The following is a 19,361-nucleotide window of genomic DNA, read 5'->3' as shown; positions in this document are numbered from 1 at the left end:
CATAGGTATCTACACATTTATCGTGATACCTGTTATTACTTTGCAGAATGATTTCAACCTATCTGTTGGCGGGATTGACTCTCGCCTTACCCGCCGATATCAGACGCTGGTTAAACAGCATATGACGCCCGCGGCTCTTCTTGCTTCTGCGGTTAAAGACCTCGCAAGTGCTCAAAAATCAACTTTCGCAACTACCCAAGCTGTCTGGCGTTTTCTGAATAATAAGCGAATTAGCTTCAGTCAACTCAATGAGCCAATTATTTCGCTAGCACTTGAGCAAATTTCGCTTAGCCCGCATCCATACGCTCTCGTTGTTCATGATTGGTCACGTTTACAATTTCTTTACCATCATGCCAAATACGGACGCTTAAAAATGACGCACGGTGGCGATGTTGGATATGAACTTCAAAGCAGCTTGCTGGTTGATGCTGGCACGGGTTTGCCAATAGCGCCTCTATCTCAGACACTTACCGATGCAACCGGTTGTCATTCAACGTTGGCGGAAGGACTGTCCGAACGGCAGACACATATGGACGCCTTGACGACCGATATTGCCCGTGTGGAATCGCTTAATATAGGTAAAAAGCTGATTCATATAATTGATAGAGAGGGTGACTCTATTGGACATATGCGGACGTTGAGTACTCAAGGAATATGCTGGCTTATCCGAGGAAAAGAAGGACATGGTGCAGAGTGGCAAGGTAATTCATTGAAAATTGGTGAGATTGCTGCTCTTCTGCCATACAACGGATGCGGACAGGTAGACTGGAAAGGGAAAAAAGCTGATATGGAAATCAGTGAAACCTCGATAGTCATAACCCGAGCTGCGCAGCAGAAGCGTAAAGATAAAGAAACCGGCCGCCGCATAAAAATCCAACCTGGAGAGCCTCTGACGGTCAGATTGGTTGTTGTTCGGCTTACGGATGATCTCGGTAATGTGGTGGGACGCTGGACGCTGCTTACAAACGTTTGCAGCGAGATCACCTGCGAGGAAGTAGCTCGTTGGTATTACTGGCGCTGGAATATTGAATCATTTTTTAAGTTGCTGAAAGGTGCCGGACATGACGTAGAAACATGGCTTCAGCGCAGCGCGCCAGCCGTACTACGCAGGTTGTTAATAGCCAGTATGGCTGCTGTTCTGGTATGGCGGCTGCAACGCGCTGAAGGAGAAGAAAATGCGGCAGCCCGCCAGCTGATATGTCGCTTGTCAGGACGACAGCAAAAGCGAGGCCGCAGAGAGAGCGCTCCTGCTCTGCTCGCTGGCCTATCCATCTTGTTGAATACACTAAAATTATTATCGGAATATAGTCTGGAAGAACTTACTCATTTAGCGAGAGTTGCTCTTAAGCCTCCTCCCTGATGTGTAGATACCTATGCCTTCAATGCGCGCCGCGGGATAGGTAACTGCCGCGCGCTCAAGCATCGCGCTGGCCGCCTGCGCCACTTCCGCCGCGTTGCGTAGCGCGAGCATCACCCCCTGCACGTCGGATTTATGGGCGATATCAGCGGACCGCAGTTTTAGCGCCACCGGATAGCCGAGACCTTCGCTGAGCCTTACCGCGTCGTCGCTGTCGGCGGCGATCCAGGTGGGCAACGTTTTGATACCATAGGCTTCAACGATGGGCCTGACTTCGTGGGTTTCCAGTCGGGTAACGCCCTGATCCAGCGCTTCGCGTATCATCTGGTGGACGTGGGCGGCATCGACGGTCAACCCGGCCGGCAGCGCTGGCGTTTCCATCAGTTGCCGCTGATTACGCCGGTATTCCGCCATGTGCATAAAAGCTGTCACCGCCCCTTCGGGGGTACGGTAGGTCGGTAGGCCCGCCTCGGTGAATAGCCGGCGCGCCTGCTGAGAAGAATACTCGCCGCTCCAGTTGGTCAGTAGGGTAACCGGCCCGGAGCGGGCGGCATCGGCAAGCGTAGCAATCACCTCGCGGGCGGTTTCGCTGCTGGGCGCGGCGGCGCTCGGGGCATGGATTATCAGCAGCGCATCGAAATCCTTACTGCCCATCAGCGCCGACAGCGCGGCGCGGTAACGTTCCGGCGTCGCATCATCGGCGAGATCCAGCGGATTGCCGGGTGTTAACGTCGCCGGTAACGCGTGCGCCAGCGCCGCCAGGGTGGCGTCATCCGGCGCCGCCAACCGGCCGTGACGGCGCAACAGCTCATCCAGCGCCAGCGCGGCGGGCGCAATACCATTGCTGATAATCATTAAGCGTTCGCCGCGCAGGGGGCGCATATGGCTTAAGGTTTCTACCGCCGAAAACAGTTCGTGGGTGTCGCGTACCCGCAGCAGCCCGGCCCGTTGAATGGCGGCGTCATAGGCGGCATCGCGGCCGGGAGGGTAGTTGAGCAGCCGCTGCGCCTGGATGGTGCGGCCGCTTTTAATCACCAAAATCGGTTTGTTGCGTGCCGCGCCACGGGCGGCAGAAAGAAAGCGTCGGGCGTCGGAGAGATGCTCCAGGTGCAGAAGTATCGCGCTGGTCTTACCGTCGCGCGCCAGAAAATCCAGCATATCGTCGACATCGATATCAATGCTGTCGCCGAGAGCGATAAAGTAGGAAAACCCGATGGCGCGCTGCTGCGCCCAGTCGAGCACGGTATTGGACACCGCCGCCGACTGCGAGATAAACGCCAATTTACCGCGATGGATGGGCACCGGCGAAAAGCTGGCGTTCAGGCCCTGCCACGGCGCCAGCAGCCCCAAACTATTGGGTCCCAGCAACCGCATGCCGAAACGCTGAGCACAGGCGCGCAGGTCGTCGAATTGCGTCGCCGGCGCCGACAGCACGATGGCCGTCTTGCAGCCTCGTTCACCTAAAGCGGTAAGCAGGTCCACATTGCGTCGGCCGTGGGTACACACTACCGCCAAATCCGGCGTCACCGGCAGCGCCGCCACCGAGGGATAGCTGAGCACGCCGCAGACCGCCGGGTATTTCGGCGTCACCGGCAGCACCGGCCCGCTGAAACCGCCGTCAAGCAGATTGCGCATCATCAGATTGCCGGCGCGGCCGGGTGTGTCCGATGCACTAACCACCGCAATCGATTTAGGCCGCAGCAGCGCCTCCAGTCCCCGTAAACTCATCACTGCCTCCCCCGCTGGTTGACGGGATAAGTGTACGCGTTTTATTCCCTTTCTGCTGTGACGGCGGGGGACAATCCGCGCGGCGCGTGGGATTTGCCCGCCAGATAACGATGACGAAAGAGCGCAAAATGGGCCATCAGTGCATCAGCCGCGGCATGATCACCCGTCTGGAACAGCAGCGCGGCGGCCACCTCTGCGGTGCAATGGTGACCCTCGCCAAGGCTGCCGCGCAGGCCGTATTGCGACACGGTGGGCAATGCCAGCGACAATACCGGAAAATGCGTCAGCCACGGGCTTTTGCGAAAGATTTTACCCGCCTCGGGCCAGGTACCGTCCAGCAGAATAAACAGCGGCGGCCGCGCGTCGGGCAAAATATGGTTGACGACCCGCCGCCCGCCCGGCGTATGGCTGGCGGGAAACACCACATAAGGCTGACGATCCGGATCGGCCACCGCCGCCAGCATGGCCGGATCCTGTTGGGTACGTGACCAGAGAAACGCCTGCGTGGTGGGCAGTATATCGGCGATCAATCGGCCGGTATTGCTGGGTTTCAAGGGTTCGGTATCGAACATTACCAGACAAAACCGGCTGCTGGCCTGCTGCGGCATAATGGTGGCGCATAAACAGCGCCGGCGCGGCAGCAGGCAATGCTCGCAGCGCAGCACGCGGCAGCCGCGGGCGCGAAACGGGCGCGTCGATTGCTGCAAACGGAATTGGCGCAAGGCCAGAACGGCGTTTTGGGTCATGGGAAGTTCGGCGGTGTCAAAAGAGGACGAGTGTACCGGAGCGCTGAGGGGAAGGGTAACGCTTTTTGCCTGCTTACCGCCTTGGCGGCGCGCTCTATAGGCAGCATTTTACACCGGTGGCGCCCCCCTGCGGCATTGCACATCATGGCAACTTTCTGCGGCATTGCACATCATGGCAACTTCTGCGGCATTGCACATCATGGCAACCTTCTGCGGCATTACAGACCATGGCAACTTTATGCGGCATCGCAGACCATGGCAGCATCTGCGGCATCTGCGGCATCGCAGACCATGGCAGCTTTCTGCGGCTAGCAGACCATGGTAACTTTATGCGGCATCGCACATAGGGCGGACCCTGAGCAGAACCGGGTGGCGGAACTGCCCGCACTGCCCCGCGTTACCAGAGAACCGCTGGCGGCAACGCTCAGCAGGCGAGCGGCCTGCACCACCGCGCGGGTAATCACGCGCGGCGTTCAGGGGAGCAGCTCAGACGCGCCGGGCGCGTCTCACGAGGCGGTGCCTTGCAGGGTGAGTCCTTCATCCAGCCACTCCTCGAAGGGAGCTTTAGGCATGGCGCCATGCAGCGAGTCCACTTTTTGACCCTGCTTGAACAACATAATAGTAGGAATACTGCGAATGCCGAAACGGCTACTCAGCGTCGGCTCGGCTTCGGTGTTGATCTTGATGAAGCGCACTTTGTCGCGACGTTCGCCGGCAACGGCATCAAAGACCGGCGCGAAACCGACACAGGGGCCGCACCACGGCGCCCAGAAATCGATAACGACGGGCAGATCGTCTTGCAGCAGTTTGTCCAGGGTGGCGGACGTGGCGTGGACAACCGTTCCGTCCAGTAACGGTGCGCCACACCGGCCGCAATTGGCGGCATCATTGATGCCTATCGTCCGGCAGGCGATTGGTTGCCAGACAGGATGCACAAACCGTATTCATAATGTTGCCTCTGATAAGCGAGTCTGCCGGGCCGGAGACTTTCAGACCGATGACATGCGCGCTTTTAGTGGGTAAGTCGTCAAAGTATGGTAAAAGAAATACCGGGTGACAAAATGATTTGTTCAATGGTTTCGATAGTTGCCGGCTTTTACCTTAACCCGGTAGCTATATGGGTGGAGATGGGGTAATCTTCGCGCCCATCAGAGGGGGAGGGCAATATGAGCGATAACGATTCGTTAAAGGGCAAAAACGGCAAAGTCCGCGTGATGTATGTGCGTAAAGAGGAAGAGCAGGAGCAAACGCGCCGCCCGTCCTCGCGCGCCTCCGCTGATGACCGCAGGGGCGACCAGCGCAGTGAGGGCCGTAGCCCGTGGAACAGCTCCGGCGGTGGCGCTCGCGGTGACGGCCGTACCTCGTCCTCCGGCGTCCGCGGGGGGGCCCGTGCCGACCGTGCCTCTCCCTACGGCGATCGCGCCTCGGGTGAGGGGTCGCGTCGCCCCCGTCAGGACTCCCCGTCCCGCGACGATAGCGCCGGCCGGCGTCCGCGCGGCGATGCGCCGGATTCGCCGTGGAAAACCATTTACGCCGGCGATGACGCCGCCGTGCCGGATCATGGCGGTATCAGCGGCAAAAGTCAGATTGATCCCGAACAATTACGCCGCCAGCGCGCCGAAGAAACCCGTGTCTACGGTGAAAATGCCTGTCAGGCGCTGTTTCGCAACCGGCCGGACGCCATTGTCCGGGCCTGGTTCGAGCAATCGGTGACGCCGCGGTTTCGTGATGCGCTGCGCTGGATGGCGGCCAATCGTAAAGCTTATCATGTGGTGGAAGATGATGAGCTGGCCAAAGCCTCGGGCACCGAGCACCATGGCGGCGTTTGTTTTCTGATTAAAAAGCGCGCCGGCCTTGATGCCGACGGTTATCTGGCCAGCGCCGCCGCGCAACAACAGGACTGCGTGCTGGCACTGGAGCAGGTGAGCAATCCCCACAATCTCGGTGCGATGTTGCGCAGCTGTGCCCACTTCGGCGTCAATGGCGTGATGGTAAGCGACAGCGCCCTGCTGGATTCCGGCGCCGCGGTGCGTACCGCGGAAGGGGGGGCAGAGCACGTCAAGGCCATTCAGTGCGATGATGTGTTGCAGGACTTGCAGCGTTTTCAACGTGCCGGTTACACCGTGGTCACGCTCACCGGTAACGGCGGCACGTCGCTGTCGACGGTTAAAATGCCTGCCCGGACGGTGCTGGTGCTGGGAGAAGAAGGTAGCGCGCTGTCGGATGCGGTGCTGTCCCAGGCGGATATCGCGGTGACCATCAACGGCAGCGGCCGGGTACCGAGTTTAAATGTGTCCGTCAGCGCCGGTATTCTGCTGGCGGAATGGTGGCGGCAAAACCGCGGCTAACGGCGTAAAAAAAACGCCGCGGGAGGATCTTCGCGGCGTTTGTTAGGGTAGGCAGTTAAACGCACTTCAATACCTCTTGTTACGCGTTAAGCGTGGGTGAGCAGTTTGCCTCACTTCACTACATCTTCTTCCGCGATAAGCGTGTCCAGCTTATTCAAAAGCTTGCGGGTCAGGCTCTCCAACTGCTGCTTTTCCGCTTCATTGAGCGTCGACCACAGGGAAAGCAGGCAGTTGTAATGCGGCGGCAAGAGGTTATCCAGAAACGCCTGGCCGGCTTCCGTCAGATGCAGATGCAAGCAACGGCGATCATTTTCGCTTTCTTTACGCTCAATCCAACCGCGCTTCTCCAACTCATCGGCGATGCGGGTGGCATTGGTGCGCGATGAACCCAGCGCCGAGCTCAACTCTGACGGCTGAATGCTGCGGGTGGCCTGAGATTCCAGCGTCACCAGCGCCATAAACAGGGTTTCATTGATCCCTTGGGCTTTCAGCATACGGTTGCGATTTTCCAGCAATTTCCCCTGCATGTGCATGCACAAACGGGTCAAGAGCACTTCCTGCAAAGGAAAATCACTTTTTTGCTGCGCGCGCAGCGTTAACATCTGTTCAATCGGGGTGAACGAGCTTTCCATCGTAACCTGCACCTCATTAGTTGCAGACTGTATAATAACTTATGTAATCACCCATGTAAATATTGTCAGGCTGGAAAGTTTAGACGTCTATATAAGTGTTGAGGTAATGTTAATTTACCCACTCACGACGCGATCGGTTAAAACATCAGCAAGCACTTATACACGACACCGTAGACCAGCGCGCTGGACAGCGTCGCCAGCACAATGCTGCGGGTGCGGCCAAATAACAGCGTCAACGTGATAAAACCCGCCAGCGCGGGCCACGCGCGCTGAGGCTCATGCATAATGTCGGGTAGGGTGGATACCACCAGCAATGCACAAATGGCGGCAATACCGATACTGTCCAGCACCCGGCCGAGCAGGCCATTACGCAGCGGCCGGCCGCCGGCGTTGCCCGCCAGACGCAGCGGCAACCAGCGAAACAGAAAATTTGCCGTCCCGACCACGCAGGCAATGAAAAAGACTTGATTACTCACGACCGCCCTCCCAGCAGGCCATTGCGCAGCGGCCGGCCGCCGGCGTTGTTCGCCAGACGCAGCGGCAACCAGCGAAACAGAAAATTTGCCATGCCTAATACACAGCCAATGATAAATACCGTACTACTCACGGCAGCCCTCCTGCAATGGGGATAGCAGCGCCGCCAGACAGCCGCCGCCGATGCCGCCGAGGATCGCCATGGGGATCGATACCAGCCACAGGCCCGTCAGCGCGCCGAGCAGGGCGGAGGCTAAAACCAGACTTTGTCGCCGCTGGAAAGCAGCCAATAGAAAACTCAGGAACAGCGCCGGCAACATAAAGCCCAGCGCTGCCGACACGGCGGGCCAGTCGTCGAGAAGGCCGTTGCCGGAGCATACGCCCGCCAGCGTACCGAGCACCCACGACAGCCAGGCGCACAGCGCGACGCCTATCATCCAGGCTTCCGACCAACTGCGGTTGTCTCGGCTGAGCCGGCTAATCGCGGCGGCAAACACCTCATCGGTCAGGCCGAACGCCCAAAGGGCGGTTTTACGTGGCGACAGCGCACCAGGAATGCGCTGCCGCAGCGCCGGTCCGTAGAGTAAATGACGCACGTCCATGGCCATCACCGTTAGCGCGGCCAGCCACAGCGAAACGCCGGCGCTGAGCAGGGTGGTAATGACAAACTGACTGGCGCCGGCGTAAATGATGCAGGAAATGAACAACCCCTCGAGCGGTGTAAAACCGAGCTTTACGGCGTTCAAACCAAAGGCGAACGCTACGGGCAAATAGCCGATGACAATCGGCAGGCTATCCAGGACGCCCTGACGAAATGTCGCGGGCGCGGTGTTGGCCGCGAGGCCGGCGGTTGTAGGCTCCATAATGAACGGCTTTCTTTCCTTTGATAGAGGGCAAAAGCGCGGCCTGCGCTTGGGGCGCGGGTGCCGCGAGGGTTAACTGTATCGATTGCATGAGAACCCGCCGCGCGCCACGGCGAGTGCGGGATCAAGCGCCGGGCAGACCAGCGTCTTCGTGATGGCTGCCGCGCAGCCACAGCAATAAATTCACCAGGCAGAGCAGGCCGCCTGCCAGGCTGACGCCGTTCCAGCCGGCGCTTTGGTAAGCCGTCGCCGACACCAGCGAGCCGAAGGCGCCGCCGGCAAAATAGCTGGTCATATAACCGGAGGTCAGGCGATTGCGCGCCTCAGGCATGCGGCGGTAGATAACGCTTTGGTTGGTGATGTGCAGCCCCTGAGCCGCCAAATCGAGCACGATTATGCCGAGCACCAGCGACAGCCAATGGTATTGACCGTACCACACCAAAACCCAAGAGAACAGCAACAACAGCAGTCCGCTCAAGGTGGTGATTTTGGCTTTACCGCGGTCCGACAGCGTGCCGGCCCGGGTGGCCGCGAGCGCGCCCGCGGCGCCTACCAGGCCAAACAGGCCGATCGTCGACTCGCTGTAATGAAACGGCGGCGCGGCCAGCAAGAAGGCCATGGAGGTCCAAAGATTACTAAAACAGGCAAAACTGAGACAGCCCAGCAGAGAGCGGTTGCGCAATACCGGCGAATGCCGGTAAATACTGAATATCGATCCGAGCAACTGGCGATAGTTAAGATCGGAATACTGCTTATAGCGCGGCAGGGCAAACCACAGAATCACCGCCATGACAATCATTAAGGCGCTGGCCAGCCAATACACGGTTTGCCAGCCGCCAAGATCCGCCAGCGCGCCGGCGGCGGTTCGGGCCAGCAAAATGCCGAGCAGCAGGCCGCTCATGATGGTGCCCACCACTTTGCCGCGTCGGGCAGGATCGGCCAGCGAGGCGGCCAGCGGCACCAGGATCTGCGCCACCACGGAAAACAGGCCGGTCAGGGCGGTGCCCAATAGCATGACGGGTAACGACGGCGCTGAGGCGGTAATCACCATGCCGATCGCGGCCAACACCGACATCACCACGATCATGCTGCGGCGTTCAAATTTATCGCCGAGAGGCACCAGGAACATCAGGCCGCAGGCATAGCTAAGCTGCGCCGCCGTGACAATAAATCCCGCCTCGCGTACCGACAAATGATAGGTCCGCGCGATGGCATCCAGCAGCGGCTGGGCATAATAATTACTGGCAACGGCGAGGCCTGTCGCGATCGCCATAATGAGGGTTAAGGCCGGGTTCAGGCTGGGGTGATCTGTGGACGTTTTCATTCAGGATTCGTTTAACCAACGGGCGGGTATTATTACCGATTAACAACAAAAAGACGAGGGGTGAATCCCCCTCGCCTGTTTTTCGCCGGCATCCTTGCCCCGCCGGCGCGGGTTGACGTCCGTACCGGCTTGCTGGCCGGTTCCTGACGCGCTTACTTGGCGGCGGCCGCGGCGGTGTTTACCCAACCGTCAAACAACGCCTGATGCGCCTTGATCCAGCCATCGGTCTGGCGTTCGATATCCGCTTCTTGCGCTTCGCCCTGATGCATCCGCGCGTTTTGCGCGTTGATATCGGCAATCGGCAGCTTCATGATGGCGAACAGCTTGGCCGCTGCCGGATTGGCCTCAGCCCACTGTTTATTGGCGACGATGCGCATGCTGTTGACCGGGAAGCCGTAATCGGCGCCATTAGGCAGCTTGGTACTGATCGTTTTCTGCTCGCCCGGCAGCGAGGAGAACGGCACCTGCAGCCACACTACATCACGTCCCGGTACCAATACGTCGCTCACCCAATAAGGCGTCCAGGTGTAATAAAGAATAGGTTTGCCTTCTTTGAAGTGGCTGATGGTATCGGCCATGATCGCCGCATAGTTGCCTTGATTGTGTTCGACCGTCGCGCTCAGGCCGTAAGCCTTGATGTGATGGTTGATGACCGCCTCACAGCCCCAGCCCGGCGTACAGCCCGACAAATCTGCCTTGCTATCGCCGTTGGCGTCGAACAGCTTAGCAATGTTGGGATCTTTGAGCTGGTCAATCGAGGTGATGTGATACTTCTCGGCGGTCTTTTTATCGATAAGATAGCCCTGGGCCGCCCCTTCAACATAATTACCCTGGCGATAAAACTTTGCGTCGCCGCCGGCGGCCTGATACTGATCCGCATGCAATGGATCCCAGTTCACCGCCATGAAAGTGGCATCGCCAGAGGCAATTGAGGTATAGGCCACGTTGTAATCCACTTCGCGCGGCGACTGGACCGAGTAGCCCAATTTTTCCAGGGCTTTATTCACCAGCAGGGTTTGAAAGGTTTCTTCGGTAATGGTGCTTTGCACCGGCTGTACCTGAATGCCTTTGCCCGGCAATTCGGCGGCAAACGTGGTCTGTGCGGCGAAAACCGCGGTGAGCGCGAACGCTCCTAATCCTATCTTGCGCATGGGGTTACCTTGTATTGGTCGTTGTAAGAATACGCCACGGTCCGAACCGCGGCGCCAGGTTAGTCTGCCGCCGCTTCGGCCGCGCTTATCCAGCTGTCGAACTGCTGCTGGTGCGCGGCAATCCAGCTATCCACGTGGCGGGAGATCGCCTGCGGGGTATTTTCTCCCTGATGCATCCGCCGGTTCTGCACATTCACATCGGCGACCGGCAAGGTCATGACGGCAAACAGCTTGGCGGCAGCCGGGTTCTGCTGCGCCCAGGCTTTGTTGGCGACTATATGCTGGTTGTTGACCGGGAAGCCGTAGTTGCTGCCGTTAGGCAGCCGCGTATCCTGATTGCCCGGATAGACGGAATGCGGTACCTGCAACCAGACGACATCCCGTCCCGGCACCAGTTCGGCGCTAAGCCAATAGGGCGTCCAGGTGTAGTACAGCACGGGCTTGCCCTGGTGGTAGCGGGCGAGAGTATCAGCGATGATCGCCGAATAGTTACCCTGATTTTGCGTCACCGTGGCTTGCAGGTTAAATCCCTTGATTTGCCCATCGATCACATTGGAGCAGACCCAGCCGGGGTTACAGCCGGTGATATCCGCTTTGCCGTCGCCATCGGTGTCGAACAGCTTGGCAAGCTTGGGATCGCGTAATTGATCCAACGTGCGGATATGGTATTTCTCGGCGGTCTTTTTATCGATTAAATACCCTTGGGCGGCGCCGGCGATATAGGTTCCCTGACGGTAGAATTTGCCATCGCCGCCGGCGTTGTCGTACATCTCTTCCATCTGGGGCTTCCAGTTTACCGCCAGATAGGTGGCGTCGCCGTTAGCGATAGCGGTGTAAGCGACGTTGTAATCCACCTCGTTGGTGGGCTGAACATCGTAACCCAGTTTTTCCAGCGCCCGATTGACCAACTCGGTCTGAAAGGCTTCTTCCGCCAGTGAACTTTGTACCGGTTTGACCACCACGCCGTTACCGGGCAGGGCGGCAGCACAGACCGCGCGGGCGAATAATGAAGTGAGCGCTAGCGCCCAGATAAAGGAATGACGCATCGGGGATTCCTCTTCTTTAAGGGGGCCGCGGCGAGTACGGTGCCGCGGTCTGCCCTTGTGGAAAGGGTTAGGCCTGACGGCGAAACGGTCGGGTTAGCAGGCCCAGCGGACCGCTGGTATACCAGAGCCGGTTGCCGCGGCTGCGGCTGTCGCGGCCTAAAGACTGCGTCAGCCGATCAAGGATAATCGCCAGGATCACAATACCGACGCCGCCAACGGTGGCCAACCCCATGTCAAGGCGGCCGATACCGCGTAGCACCATCTGTCCCAGACCGCCGACGGCAATCATCGAAGCGATAACCACCATCGACAGCGCCAGCATCAGCGTTTGATTGATGCCGGCCATGATGGTCGGCATGGCCAGCGGCAATTGCACTTTGAACAGCATCTGGCTCGGGCTGGCGCCGAACGACTCGGCGGCTTCGACCAGATCCGCCGGCACCTGTTTGATGCCGAGGATGGTCAGACGCACGATGGGCGGCAAGGCGAAGATAATGGTGACCACGACGCCGGGCACATTACCAATACCGAATAACATGACGATCGGCACCAGATAGACGAATGCCGGCGTCGTCTGCATCGCGTCCAGCAATGGACGGATGATTTTCGCCGCCCTGACGCTACGCGCCAGCCAAATACCGAGCGGCAGCCCGATAATGACGCAGAACAGCAGCGACGTGAGCACCAGCGCCAGCGTTACCATCGCCTGTGACCAGGCCCCGATAGCGCCGATAATAATCAGCGAAATAAGCGTCGCGGCCCCCATACTGAGCGTCGACATCTGCCAGGCCAGTAAGGCGAAGATCACCATCGCCACCGGAGCCGGCAGGCCCAGCAGCAGATGCTGAAAGCCGCTTAAGATGAAATCCACCGGGACGCGGATGCCTTGAAACAGCGGACGGAAATGCAACACCACCCAATCGATGCCTTCGGTTACCCAGCGATCGAGGGGGATCAGCGTCTGGTGGAAAGGATCGAGCAGGCTGAAATGCGCCGGCGCGTCGGCCGGGCCGCTGTTGAGCCAGTCAGTGCTTTGCTGTGCTGCGTGTGGCGCGGCACCATCCCCAGCCGGCGCGGCGTTGCCCCAGGCGTCAGCACCGCCGGCGGGTGCGCTCTGCGCCGCGTCATGGGCGGGCGCCGCGCTGCTGCTCCAGGGATCGGTAGCCGACGTTGCGGCCGGGTTCGCGGCGTCCTGGCTCGCGGCCTGATTGGCGGGCGCTGAGTTAGTCGCGGCCCACGGATCGGTCGTGGTGTTAGTCATTATTCATGCCCTCTTTATCCAGCGCCTGCAGCAACATGCCTTTAGAAATGATGCCGATGTATTGATTATCCTCACCGACGACCGGCACGGCGCAAGGCGCCTGGGCGACGGTTGAAATCAACTCACTTAACGGCGTTTCGGCGGGGACGGTGGCAGGCGTTGCCAGCAAGGCGTCTTCCAGCGTGCCATTGGCGGAAAGGGCGGCTTTTAGGGAATCGATGGAGACCACGCCGATGAATTTCTGACCGCGTTCCAGCACATAGCCGAAATCACGATCCTCATCTTGCAGCAGCCTCAGCGCGGAGCGCGGGCCGACGCCCGGGGTTTTACGAATCAGGGTTACCGGCCGGCGACGGGCAATATCCTTGGCGCTGAAGACTTGCGAAATATCCACGCCGCGGAAGAAGGTGCGGACATAGTCATTGGTCGGGTTATTGAGGATCTCGTCCGGCGTACCCACCTGCACTACTTCGCCCCCCTGCATGATGGCGATGCGATCGCCGATGCGCATCGCCTCGTCAAGGTCATGGGAGATAAAAACGATGGTGCGCTGGTGGCGGGACTGCAGCTTGATAAGCTCGTCTTGCATCTCGGTGCGAATTAACGGATCGAGGGCGGAAAACGCTTCATCCATCAGCAAAATATCGGGATTGATGGCCAGCGCACGGGCCAGGCCGACGCGTTGACGCATCCCACCGGAAAGCTCGTCGGGCCAGGATTGCGCATGCTGCTCCAGACCCACCTGCGCCAGCGCTTCCAGCGCTTTGGCGTGGCGTTGCTGCAGCGGCACGCCGTCAAGCATCATGCCGAAGGCGGTATTATCCAGGACATTCAGATGGGGCATCAGCGCAAAAGATTGGAACACCATACTGATTTTCTTTCGTCGCACCTCGCGCAGGGCGGTATCGGCGATCTTGGCAATATTCTCGCCATCAATCAGCACCTCACCCCGTGTCGGTTCTATCAGACGATTGAGAAGGCGTACCATAGTGGATTTACCCGAGCCGGATAATCCCATGATGACGAATATCTCGCCTTCTTCAATGGCCAGACTGGCATCTTTAACGCCAACCGTCAGACCGGTTTTAGCAAATATCGTATCTTTGTCTTGCCCTCCATTAATCAATTTGAACGCCCTCTCAGGGTGTTCACCAAATATTTTATAAAGGTTCTTTACTTCAAGTTTTACTGCCATGAAATTATAATTTTCCCGTGTGCATCTACTATATAAAATAATCCTGACCAAAAATAAAACGCCCTATACCCTAACATACTCAGATTCTGAGACAACCCCTGAGTGCCCCAAAAACAGAATATTCCTGACGCGGAATCGGCCTATTACGGCCGGATCCACTACGGATGACAAGGGTTTGCGGCGAATATCGCCTTATGAAAAAAACGCAATATTGGGGCTGAAGGTATGGCGGTATCCACGTCGTCAAGCGGCGCGGAAGGGACGTTAGGGGATATATTTTATCACCCTCATTGACTCTTTTTTGCGCATATTCGTCGCAAGCATGAATTCGTGCCTGCGCGATATATTACGGAGTTCTCTCTTGCCAGCCATAATGGCCGAGTAATAGCCAATGCCATTTGTCGCCTGGCTGAAAATTAATAGCTAATGGCGTTTGTCGACTGCTTGGTAATCAGTAGCCAATGGCATTTGTTGACTGTTTGGTAATGAGTAGCCAATGGCATTTGTTGACTGTTTGGTAGTGAGTAGCCGATGGCATTTGTTGACTGTCTGGAAAAGAGTAGCCAATGGCGTTTAGTGACTGTCTGGAAATAAGTAGCCAGGGCGTTTTTCGTCTGTTTGAAAATAAGGGTGATAGACCAAATTTAACGCAAGAATAGGAATGAGAGCGCCGTGGCGGAAGGCGGCCGGAGCGGCCCGCGCGGCCGCCTCAACCGGGCATCGGCGGCCCCGATCCCAACAGGCCGCCGGTTGAAAATTTGCTATTGATGCGAGAGGCGACGTCTGGGCGAATTTGCCACTAATGCGAGACGCGTCGTCTGGCGAGTTTGCCACTGCTGCGAAAGGCCTCGCCTGACCGAATTTGCTACTGTCACGAAAGACTTCGCCTGACCGGATTCGCCACTGCTGCGAGAGGCGTCGTGTGGCCGAAACCACGTTGGCGAGGGAGGCCTCGCCCGATAGTCCTTAGAAAGCCCAGTCCTCATCTTCGGTGTTCACCGCCCGACCCATAACATAGGATGAACCCGAACCGGAGAAGAAGTCGTGGTTCTCATCCGCGTTGGGCGACAGGGCCGAAAGAATAGCGGGATTGACCGCCGTCATTGAGGCCGGGAACAGCGCCTCATAGCCAAGATTCATCAGCGCTTTGTTGGCGTTATAATGCAAGAACGCGGTGACGTCCTCCGTCCAGCCGACGTCGTCGTATAGCGCGGCGCTATAGGCCAGCTCATTTTCGTAGAGATCCTGCAATAAATCATAGGCGAACAGCTTCAATGCCTCACGGCGCTCGGGTGTCGCCGCCGCCAGACCGCGCTGAAATTTGTAACCGATATAATAGCCGTGGACCGCTTCATCGCGAATAATCAAACGAATTAAATCGGCGGTATTGGTTAGCTTGCCGCGGCTGGAATAATACATCGGCAGATAGAAGCCGGAATAAAATAAGAATGATTCCAGAAATACGCTGGCCACTTTCTTTTTCAGCGGATCATTATCCTGATAATGGCGAAGAATAATTGCCGCTTTATTTTGCAGGGCCGCATTTTCCTCACTCCAGCGATAAGCGGCGTCCACATCCGCCATGGAGCAGAGGGTGGAGAATATCGAGCTATAGGAGCGGGCATGGACCGCTTCCATAAAGCAGATATTGGAAAATACCGCCTCTTCATGGGGCGTCAGGGCGTCGACCATCAACGCCGGCGCACCGAGAGTATTTTGCACCGTGTCGAGCAGCGTCAGGCCGGTAAATACCCGGATCGTTAGCTGTTGTTCCTGGGCGGATAGGGCGTTCCAGGACGGGACATCATTGGACAGCGGTAATTTTTCAGGCAGCCAGAAATTGGCGGTCAAACGGTTCCAGACTTCCAGATCTTTATCGTCCTGAATACGGTTCCAATTAACCGCCTGGACGTGCGTACGCGTAGATTCGAGGGTCATCGCTTTCTCCTTGACCTTATAGGGCGCACGACACGCAGCCGGCGACTTCAGTACCTTCCAGCGCCAACTGGCGAATGCGGATGTAATAGAGCGTTTTAATGCCTTTTTTCCAGGCGTAAATTTGCGCCCGGTTGATATCGCGCGTGGTGGCGGTATCGCGGAAAAAGAGCGTTAGCGACAGCCCCTGATCGACATGCCGGGTGGCCGCGGCGTAAGTATCGATAATTTTCTCCGGCCCTATCTCATAAGCATCCTGGTAGTAGTCCAGATTCTCGTTGGTCATATAGGGCGCGGGGTAATAAACCCGGCCGGTTTTGCCCTCTTTGCGGATCTCGATACGCGAGACGATAGGATGGATGCTGGAGGTCGAATGATTGATATAGGAGATGGAGCCGGTGGGCGGCACCGCCTGCAAGTTTTGATTATAAAGCCCGTGTCGTTTAACGCTCTCAGCCAGCGCCCGCCAGTCCTCCTGGGTCGGTAGCTGGATATGGCTTTTGGCGAACAAACGCCGCACGCGCTCGCTTTTCGCCTCCCAGCGCTGGCTGACATACGGCGTGAAATACTCGCCGCTGGCGTAGCGTGACTCGGCAAACCCCCCGAAAGCGCGTCCGCGCTCTATCGCGAGCCTGTTGGAGGCGCGCACCGCATAATAAGTCACGGTATAAAAATAGAGATCGGTAAATTCGATGGCCTCTGGGCTGCCATAGTAAATGTGCTCGCGCGCCAGATAACCGTGCAGGTTCATTTGACCCAGGCCAATGGCGTGGGAGTGCTGATTTCCTTCGGCTATTGAGGGCACGGAACCGATTTGGCTCATGTCTGACACCGCCGTCAGGGCGCGCACGGCGGTATCTACCGTGTGGCCGAAATCGGGCGAGTCCATAGTGCGCGCGATATTTAACGAGCCCAGATTACAGGAAATATCACGACCCACCTGACGGTAACTCAAATCTTCGTTGTACTCGGTGGCGCTGTTGACCTGCAAAATTTCCGAGCACAGATTACTCATATTAATGCGCCCGGCGATGGGGTTGGCGCGATTAACCGTATCCTCAAACATCATGTAGGGATAGCCGGACTCAAACTGAATTTCGGCCAGCGTTTGGAAAAAGGCGCGCGCGTCGATGGCGGTCTTGCGAATTCGCTTATCCGCCACCATTTCGTGATAATGTTCGCCGATCGCCAGCTGGGAGAACGGCTGACCGTAGATACGCTCCACGTCATAAGGCGAAAAGAGATACATCGGCTGGTTGTCCCGCGCCAGCTGAAAAGTGATATCCGGGATCACCACGCCGAGCGACAGGGTTTTAATGCGGATTTTCTCGTCGGCGTTTTCGCGTTTGGTGTCCAGAAAACGCAGAATATCGGGATGATGGGCGTGCAAATAAACGGCGCCCGCGCCCTGGCGCGCGCCGAGCTGATTGGCGTAGGAAAAGGCGTCCTCAAGCATTTTCATTACCGGGATCACCCCGGACGATTGATTCTCGATACGCTTGATAGGGGCACCCGCTTCGCGCAGGTTAGTCAACATAAACGCCACGCCGCCGCCGCGCTTGGACAGCTGGAGCGCGGCATTCACCGCCCGGCCTATCGACTCCATATTGTCTTCAATACGCAGCAAGAAGCAGGAGACATACTCTCCGCGCTGCTGTTTGCCGCAGTTGAGGAAGGTGGGCGTCGCGGGCTGGAATCGACCGGACAGCATTTCAGCCATCATGGCTCTGGCGAGGGTTTCGTCGCCGGCGGCCAGCGTTAACGCCACCATGCACACCCGGTCCTCAAAATCCTCCAGATATTGCTTGCCGTCGAAGCTTTTCAGCGCATAACTGGTGTAAAACTTCAGCGCGCCCATAAAGGTCTGGAAGGTAAACCGTTGCGCGCGGGCCTCGGCGAACAGCGACGCGATAAACGCCTGACTGTAGGGCGCCAGCACCTTAGCTTCGTAATATCCCTCCTCGACCAGGCACTGCAACTTTTGCTCAAGCGAGGCAAAAGTGCGACTGTTCGGGATCACCTGCTGCTGTCGGTAGCCTTCCACCGCCAGATGATCCTTATCGAACTGGATGTGGCCCGCCTCATCATACAAATTGAGCATGGCATTGAGGGCATGGTAATCCAGCGCCTGTAACGCGGGTTCGATTATGCTAAGTTCTGTCGCTGCCAAAATTCGGTCACTCCCTTTCGTACCTGTGTGACATCTTCCTCCGTTCCCAATAGCTCAAAACGGTAGAGCAGGGGAACCTGACATTTCTTGGCGACGATATCGCCCGCCAGACAGAAGGCCGCACCAAAGTTCCGGTTGCCGGCACCAATGACGCCACGCAATAAGGAACGGTTTAACGGATCGTTGAGAAAACGGATGACCTGGCGGGGTACCGCCCCGCGCGTCGAGCCGCCGCCATAACTCGGCAAGATGAGAATATAGGGGGCATCCGCTTTCACGCTCTCGCGCATCTCAAGAGGGATACGCAGCGCCGGCAGTCCCAATTTGCTGACGAAGCGGTGCGTACTCTCTGAACTGCTGGAAAAATAGACCAGCGCGGTCATACCGCGCCTTAAGCCGGCATGGCGCTGGCGGACAGCAGACTGATTTTGTCCGGGCGGAAACCGCTCCAGTGCTCTTGCGGGGTCTGTACGACCGGCACTTGCTGATAACCCATCGCCCGCACATGATGCAGCGCTTGTTCGTCATCAAGCAAATCCACCAGCCGGTAATCGATGCCTTTACGGTCAAGTGCGCGGCAGGTGGCGTGACATTGGACACAATCCGGTTTAGTGTAAATAGTAATGGTCATGATTCGTATTTACCTCTCACAGTAAAATCGTTGCGGCCTTGCGAGAGCGCTGCCGCCGCGTTGTGGTGCTGAACATGTAATGCATACTATATCTAGATATAAATCAGATCAACCATACAATATATAGTAATACCTGGCGAAGGATGCCAGTGGCTGAGTAAAAAAAAAGCAAATAAAAAACCCGCTCCAGGCGTGGAGCGGGTTCATCGAAGTCGTAAGCGGGGGCAAAGGCGGTGAAAAAAAATTTTCCCCGGCCGGTCATACCCCCGGTGCGTTATTGATCTCGGTTGCTATTGGAACCTGACATTCCAAACTAACGGCGCGCTAACAGTACGCCTACCACAATGCCTACCGCAGTGGTGATGCCCAGGCTGGTAATGACTCCAATTAGTAGAACATGTGTTTTTCGATGAAGGCTCCGATGACTTTTTCGTGGATCTCGACAGAGCGCGAGAAGCAAATCGTTTTACGCGCCAGTCGTTTAATGCGGGTACGGAGCG

At 57.5% G+C, this 19,361-nt stretch carries 17 protein-coding genes and 2 pseudogenes; 2 read left to right on the top strand and 17 right to left on the bottom strand.

Annotated features, from left to right (window positions below):
* Nucleotides 1–1,360 (top strand): flagellar biosynthesis protein FlhF (locus tag CINSTRO3249_RS03190; RefSeq protein WP_254304262.1); only part of this gene is annotated, 1,360 nt, incomplete at its 5' end.
* On the opposite strand, the pseudogene CINSTRO3249_RS03185 reads toward CINSTRO3249_RS03190, so the two are convergent.
* The 3 genes and pseudogenes from CINSTRO3249_RS03185 to trxC form a co-directional block, all read right to left on the bottom strand.
* A pseudogene (locus CINSTRO3249_RS03185) lies at nt 1,349–3,085 on the bottom strand (acetate--CoA ligase family protein); the annotation flags it as partial. The gene CINSTRO3249_RS03190 and the pseudogene CINSTRO3249_RS03185 overlap by 12 nt on opposite strands.
* Before the next feature lie 41 nt (nt 3,086–3,126).
* On the bottom strand, nt 3,127–3,831 hold the full coding sequence (locus CINSTRO3249_RS03180) for a tRNA-uridine aminocarboxypropyltransferase (protein ID WP_074012152.1): 705 nt from the start codon (nt 3,829–3,831) through the stop codon (nt 3,127–3,129).
* 506 nt (nt 3,832–4,337) lie between these two features.
* Nucleotides 4,338–4,779 (bottom strand): annotated as a pseudogene (gene trxC / locus CINSTRO3249_RS03175) (thioredoxin TrxC).
* Between the two features lie 218 nt (nt 4,780–4,997).
* Here trxC and CINSTRO3249_RS03170 point away from each other — a divergent pair.
* Entirely contained in the window at nt 4,998–6,179 is a 1,182-nt protein-coding gene (locus tag CINSTRO3249_RS03170) for a tRNA/rRNA methyltransferase (protein ID WP_074012151.1), read from the top strand.
* A gap of 110 nt (nt 6,180–6,289) precedes the next feature.
* Here CINSTRO3249_RS03170 and mprA read toward each other — a convergent pair whose 3' ends face one another.
* From mprA to CINSTRO3249_RS03105, 14 genes are all read right to left on the bottom strand, one after another.
* Nucleotides 6,290–6,811, bottom strand: a complete 522-nt coding sequence (gene mprA / locus CINSTRO3249_RS03165) for a transcriptional repressor MprA (RefSeq protein ID WP_074012150.1) — start codon at nt 6,809–6,811, stop codon at nt 6,290–6,292.
* A 137-nt stretch (nt 6,812–6,948) separates the two neighbouring features.
* Nucleotides 6,949–7,287, bottom strand: a complete 339-nt coding sequence (gene ygaH, locus CINSTRO3249_RS03160) for an L-valine transporter subunit YgaH (RefSeq protein ID WP_074012149.1) — start codon at nt 7,285–7,287, stop codon at nt 6,949–6,951.
* Entirely contained in the window at nt 7,284–7,418 is a 135-nt protein-coding gene (locus tag CINSTRO3249_RS17860; RefSeq protein ID WP_256381631.1) for a hypothetical protein, read from the bottom strand. Before CINSTRO3249_RS17860 ends, ygaH begins: the two co-directional genes overlap by 4 nt.
* Entirely contained in the window at nt 7,411–8,148 is a 738-nt protein-coding gene (locus tag CINSTRO3249_RS03155) for an AzlC family ABC transporter permease (protein WP_074012148.1), read from the bottom strand. The genes CINSTRO3249_RS17860 and CINSTRO3249_RS03155 overlap by 8 nt, the downstream gene beginning before the upstream one ends.
* A 124-nt stretch (nt 8,149–8,272) precedes the next feature.
* Nucleotides 8,273–9,472, bottom strand: a complete 1,200-nt coding sequence (locus tag CINSTRO3249_RS03150; protein ID WP_074012147.1) for an MFS transporter — start codon at nt 9,470–9,472, stop codon at nt 8,273–8,275.
* A 152-nt stretch (nt 9,473–9,624) separates the two neighbouring features.
* Nucleotides 9,625–10,623 carry a glycine betaine/L-proline ABC transporter substrate-binding protein ProX gene (gene proX / locus CINSTRO3249_RS03145; RefSeq protein WP_074012146.1) on the bottom strand — a complete coding sequence of 333 codons (999 nt, stop codon included), beginning with the start codon at nt 10,621–10,623 and terminating at the stop codon, nt 9,625–9,627.
* Nucleotides 10,624–10,682: 59 nt separating this feature from the next.
* A complete protein-coding gene (gene proX / locus CINSTRO3249_RS03140; protein ID WP_074012145.1) occupies nt 10,683–11,669 on the bottom strand; it encodes a glycine betaine/L-proline ABC transporter substrate-binding protein ProX in 987 nt (328 codons plus the stop codon).
* Nucleotides 11,670–11,736: 67 nt separating this feature from the next.
* Entirely contained in the window at nt 11,737–12,930 is a 1,194-nt protein-coding gene (gene proW / locus CINSTRO3249_RS03135) for a glycine betaine/L-proline ABC transporter permease ProW (RefSeq protein ID WP_074012144.1), read from the bottom strand.
* Nucleotides 12,923–14,125 carry a glycine betaine/L-proline ABC transporter ATP-binding protein ProV gene (gene proV / locus CINSTRO3249_RS03130; protein ID WP_074012143.1) on the bottom strand — a complete coding sequence of 401 codons (1,203 nt, stop codon included), beginning with the start codon at nt 14,123–14,125 and terminating at the stop codon, nt 12,923–12,925. Before proV ends, proW begins: the two co-directional genes overlap by 8 nt.
* A gap of 966 nt (nt 14,126–15,091) precedes the next feature.
* A complete protein-coding gene (gene nrdF / locus CINSTRO3249_RS03125) occupies nt 15,092–16,063 on the bottom strand; it encodes a class 1b ribonucleoside-diphosphate reductase subunit beta (RefSeq protein WP_074012142.1) in 972 nt (323 codons plus the stop codon).
* A gap of 16 nt (nt 16,064–16,079) precedes the next feature.
* Entirely contained in the window at nt 16,080–18,230 is a 2,151-nt protein-coding gene (nrdE, locus tag CINSTRO3249_RS03120) for a class 1b ribonucleoside-diphosphate reductase subunit alpha (protein WP_074012141.1), read from the bottom strand.
* Nucleotides 18,206–18,613 carry a class Ib ribonucleoside-diphosphate reductase assembly flavoprotein NrdI gene (nrdI, locus tag CINSTRO3249_RS03115; protein ID WP_074012140.1) on the bottom strand — a complete coding sequence of 136 codons (408 nt, stop codon included), beginning with the start codon at nt 18,611–18,613 and terminating at the stop codon, nt 18,206–18,208. Before nrdI ends, nrdE begins: the two co-directional genes overlap by 25 nt.
* Nucleotides 18,614–18,621: 8 nt before the next feature.
* Nucleotides 18,622–18,861 carry a glutaredoxin-like protein NrdH gene (gene nrdH / locus CINSTRO3249_RS03110; protein ID WP_074012139.1) on the bottom strand — a complete coding sequence of 80 codons (240 nt, stop codon included), beginning with the start codon at nt 18,859–18,861 and terminating at the stop codon, nt 18,622–18,624.
* A gap of 387 nt (nt 18,862–19,248) precedes the next feature.
* On the bottom strand, nt 19,249–19,361 hold a 113-nt coding region (locus CINSTRO3249_RS03105), incomplete at its 5' end, for an IS1 family transposase (RefSeq protein ID WP_044698828.1).

The sequence above is a fragment of the Candidatus Sodalis sp. SoCistrobi genome (genome assembly GCF_900143145.1).
Taxonomy (GTDB): domain Bacteria; phylum Pseudomonadota; class Gammaproteobacteria; order Enterobacterales; family Enterobacteriaceae; genus SoCistrobi.
Note: the sequence above shows the minus strand (reverse complement) of the source record. Positions and strands in the feature narration are given on the sequence as shown.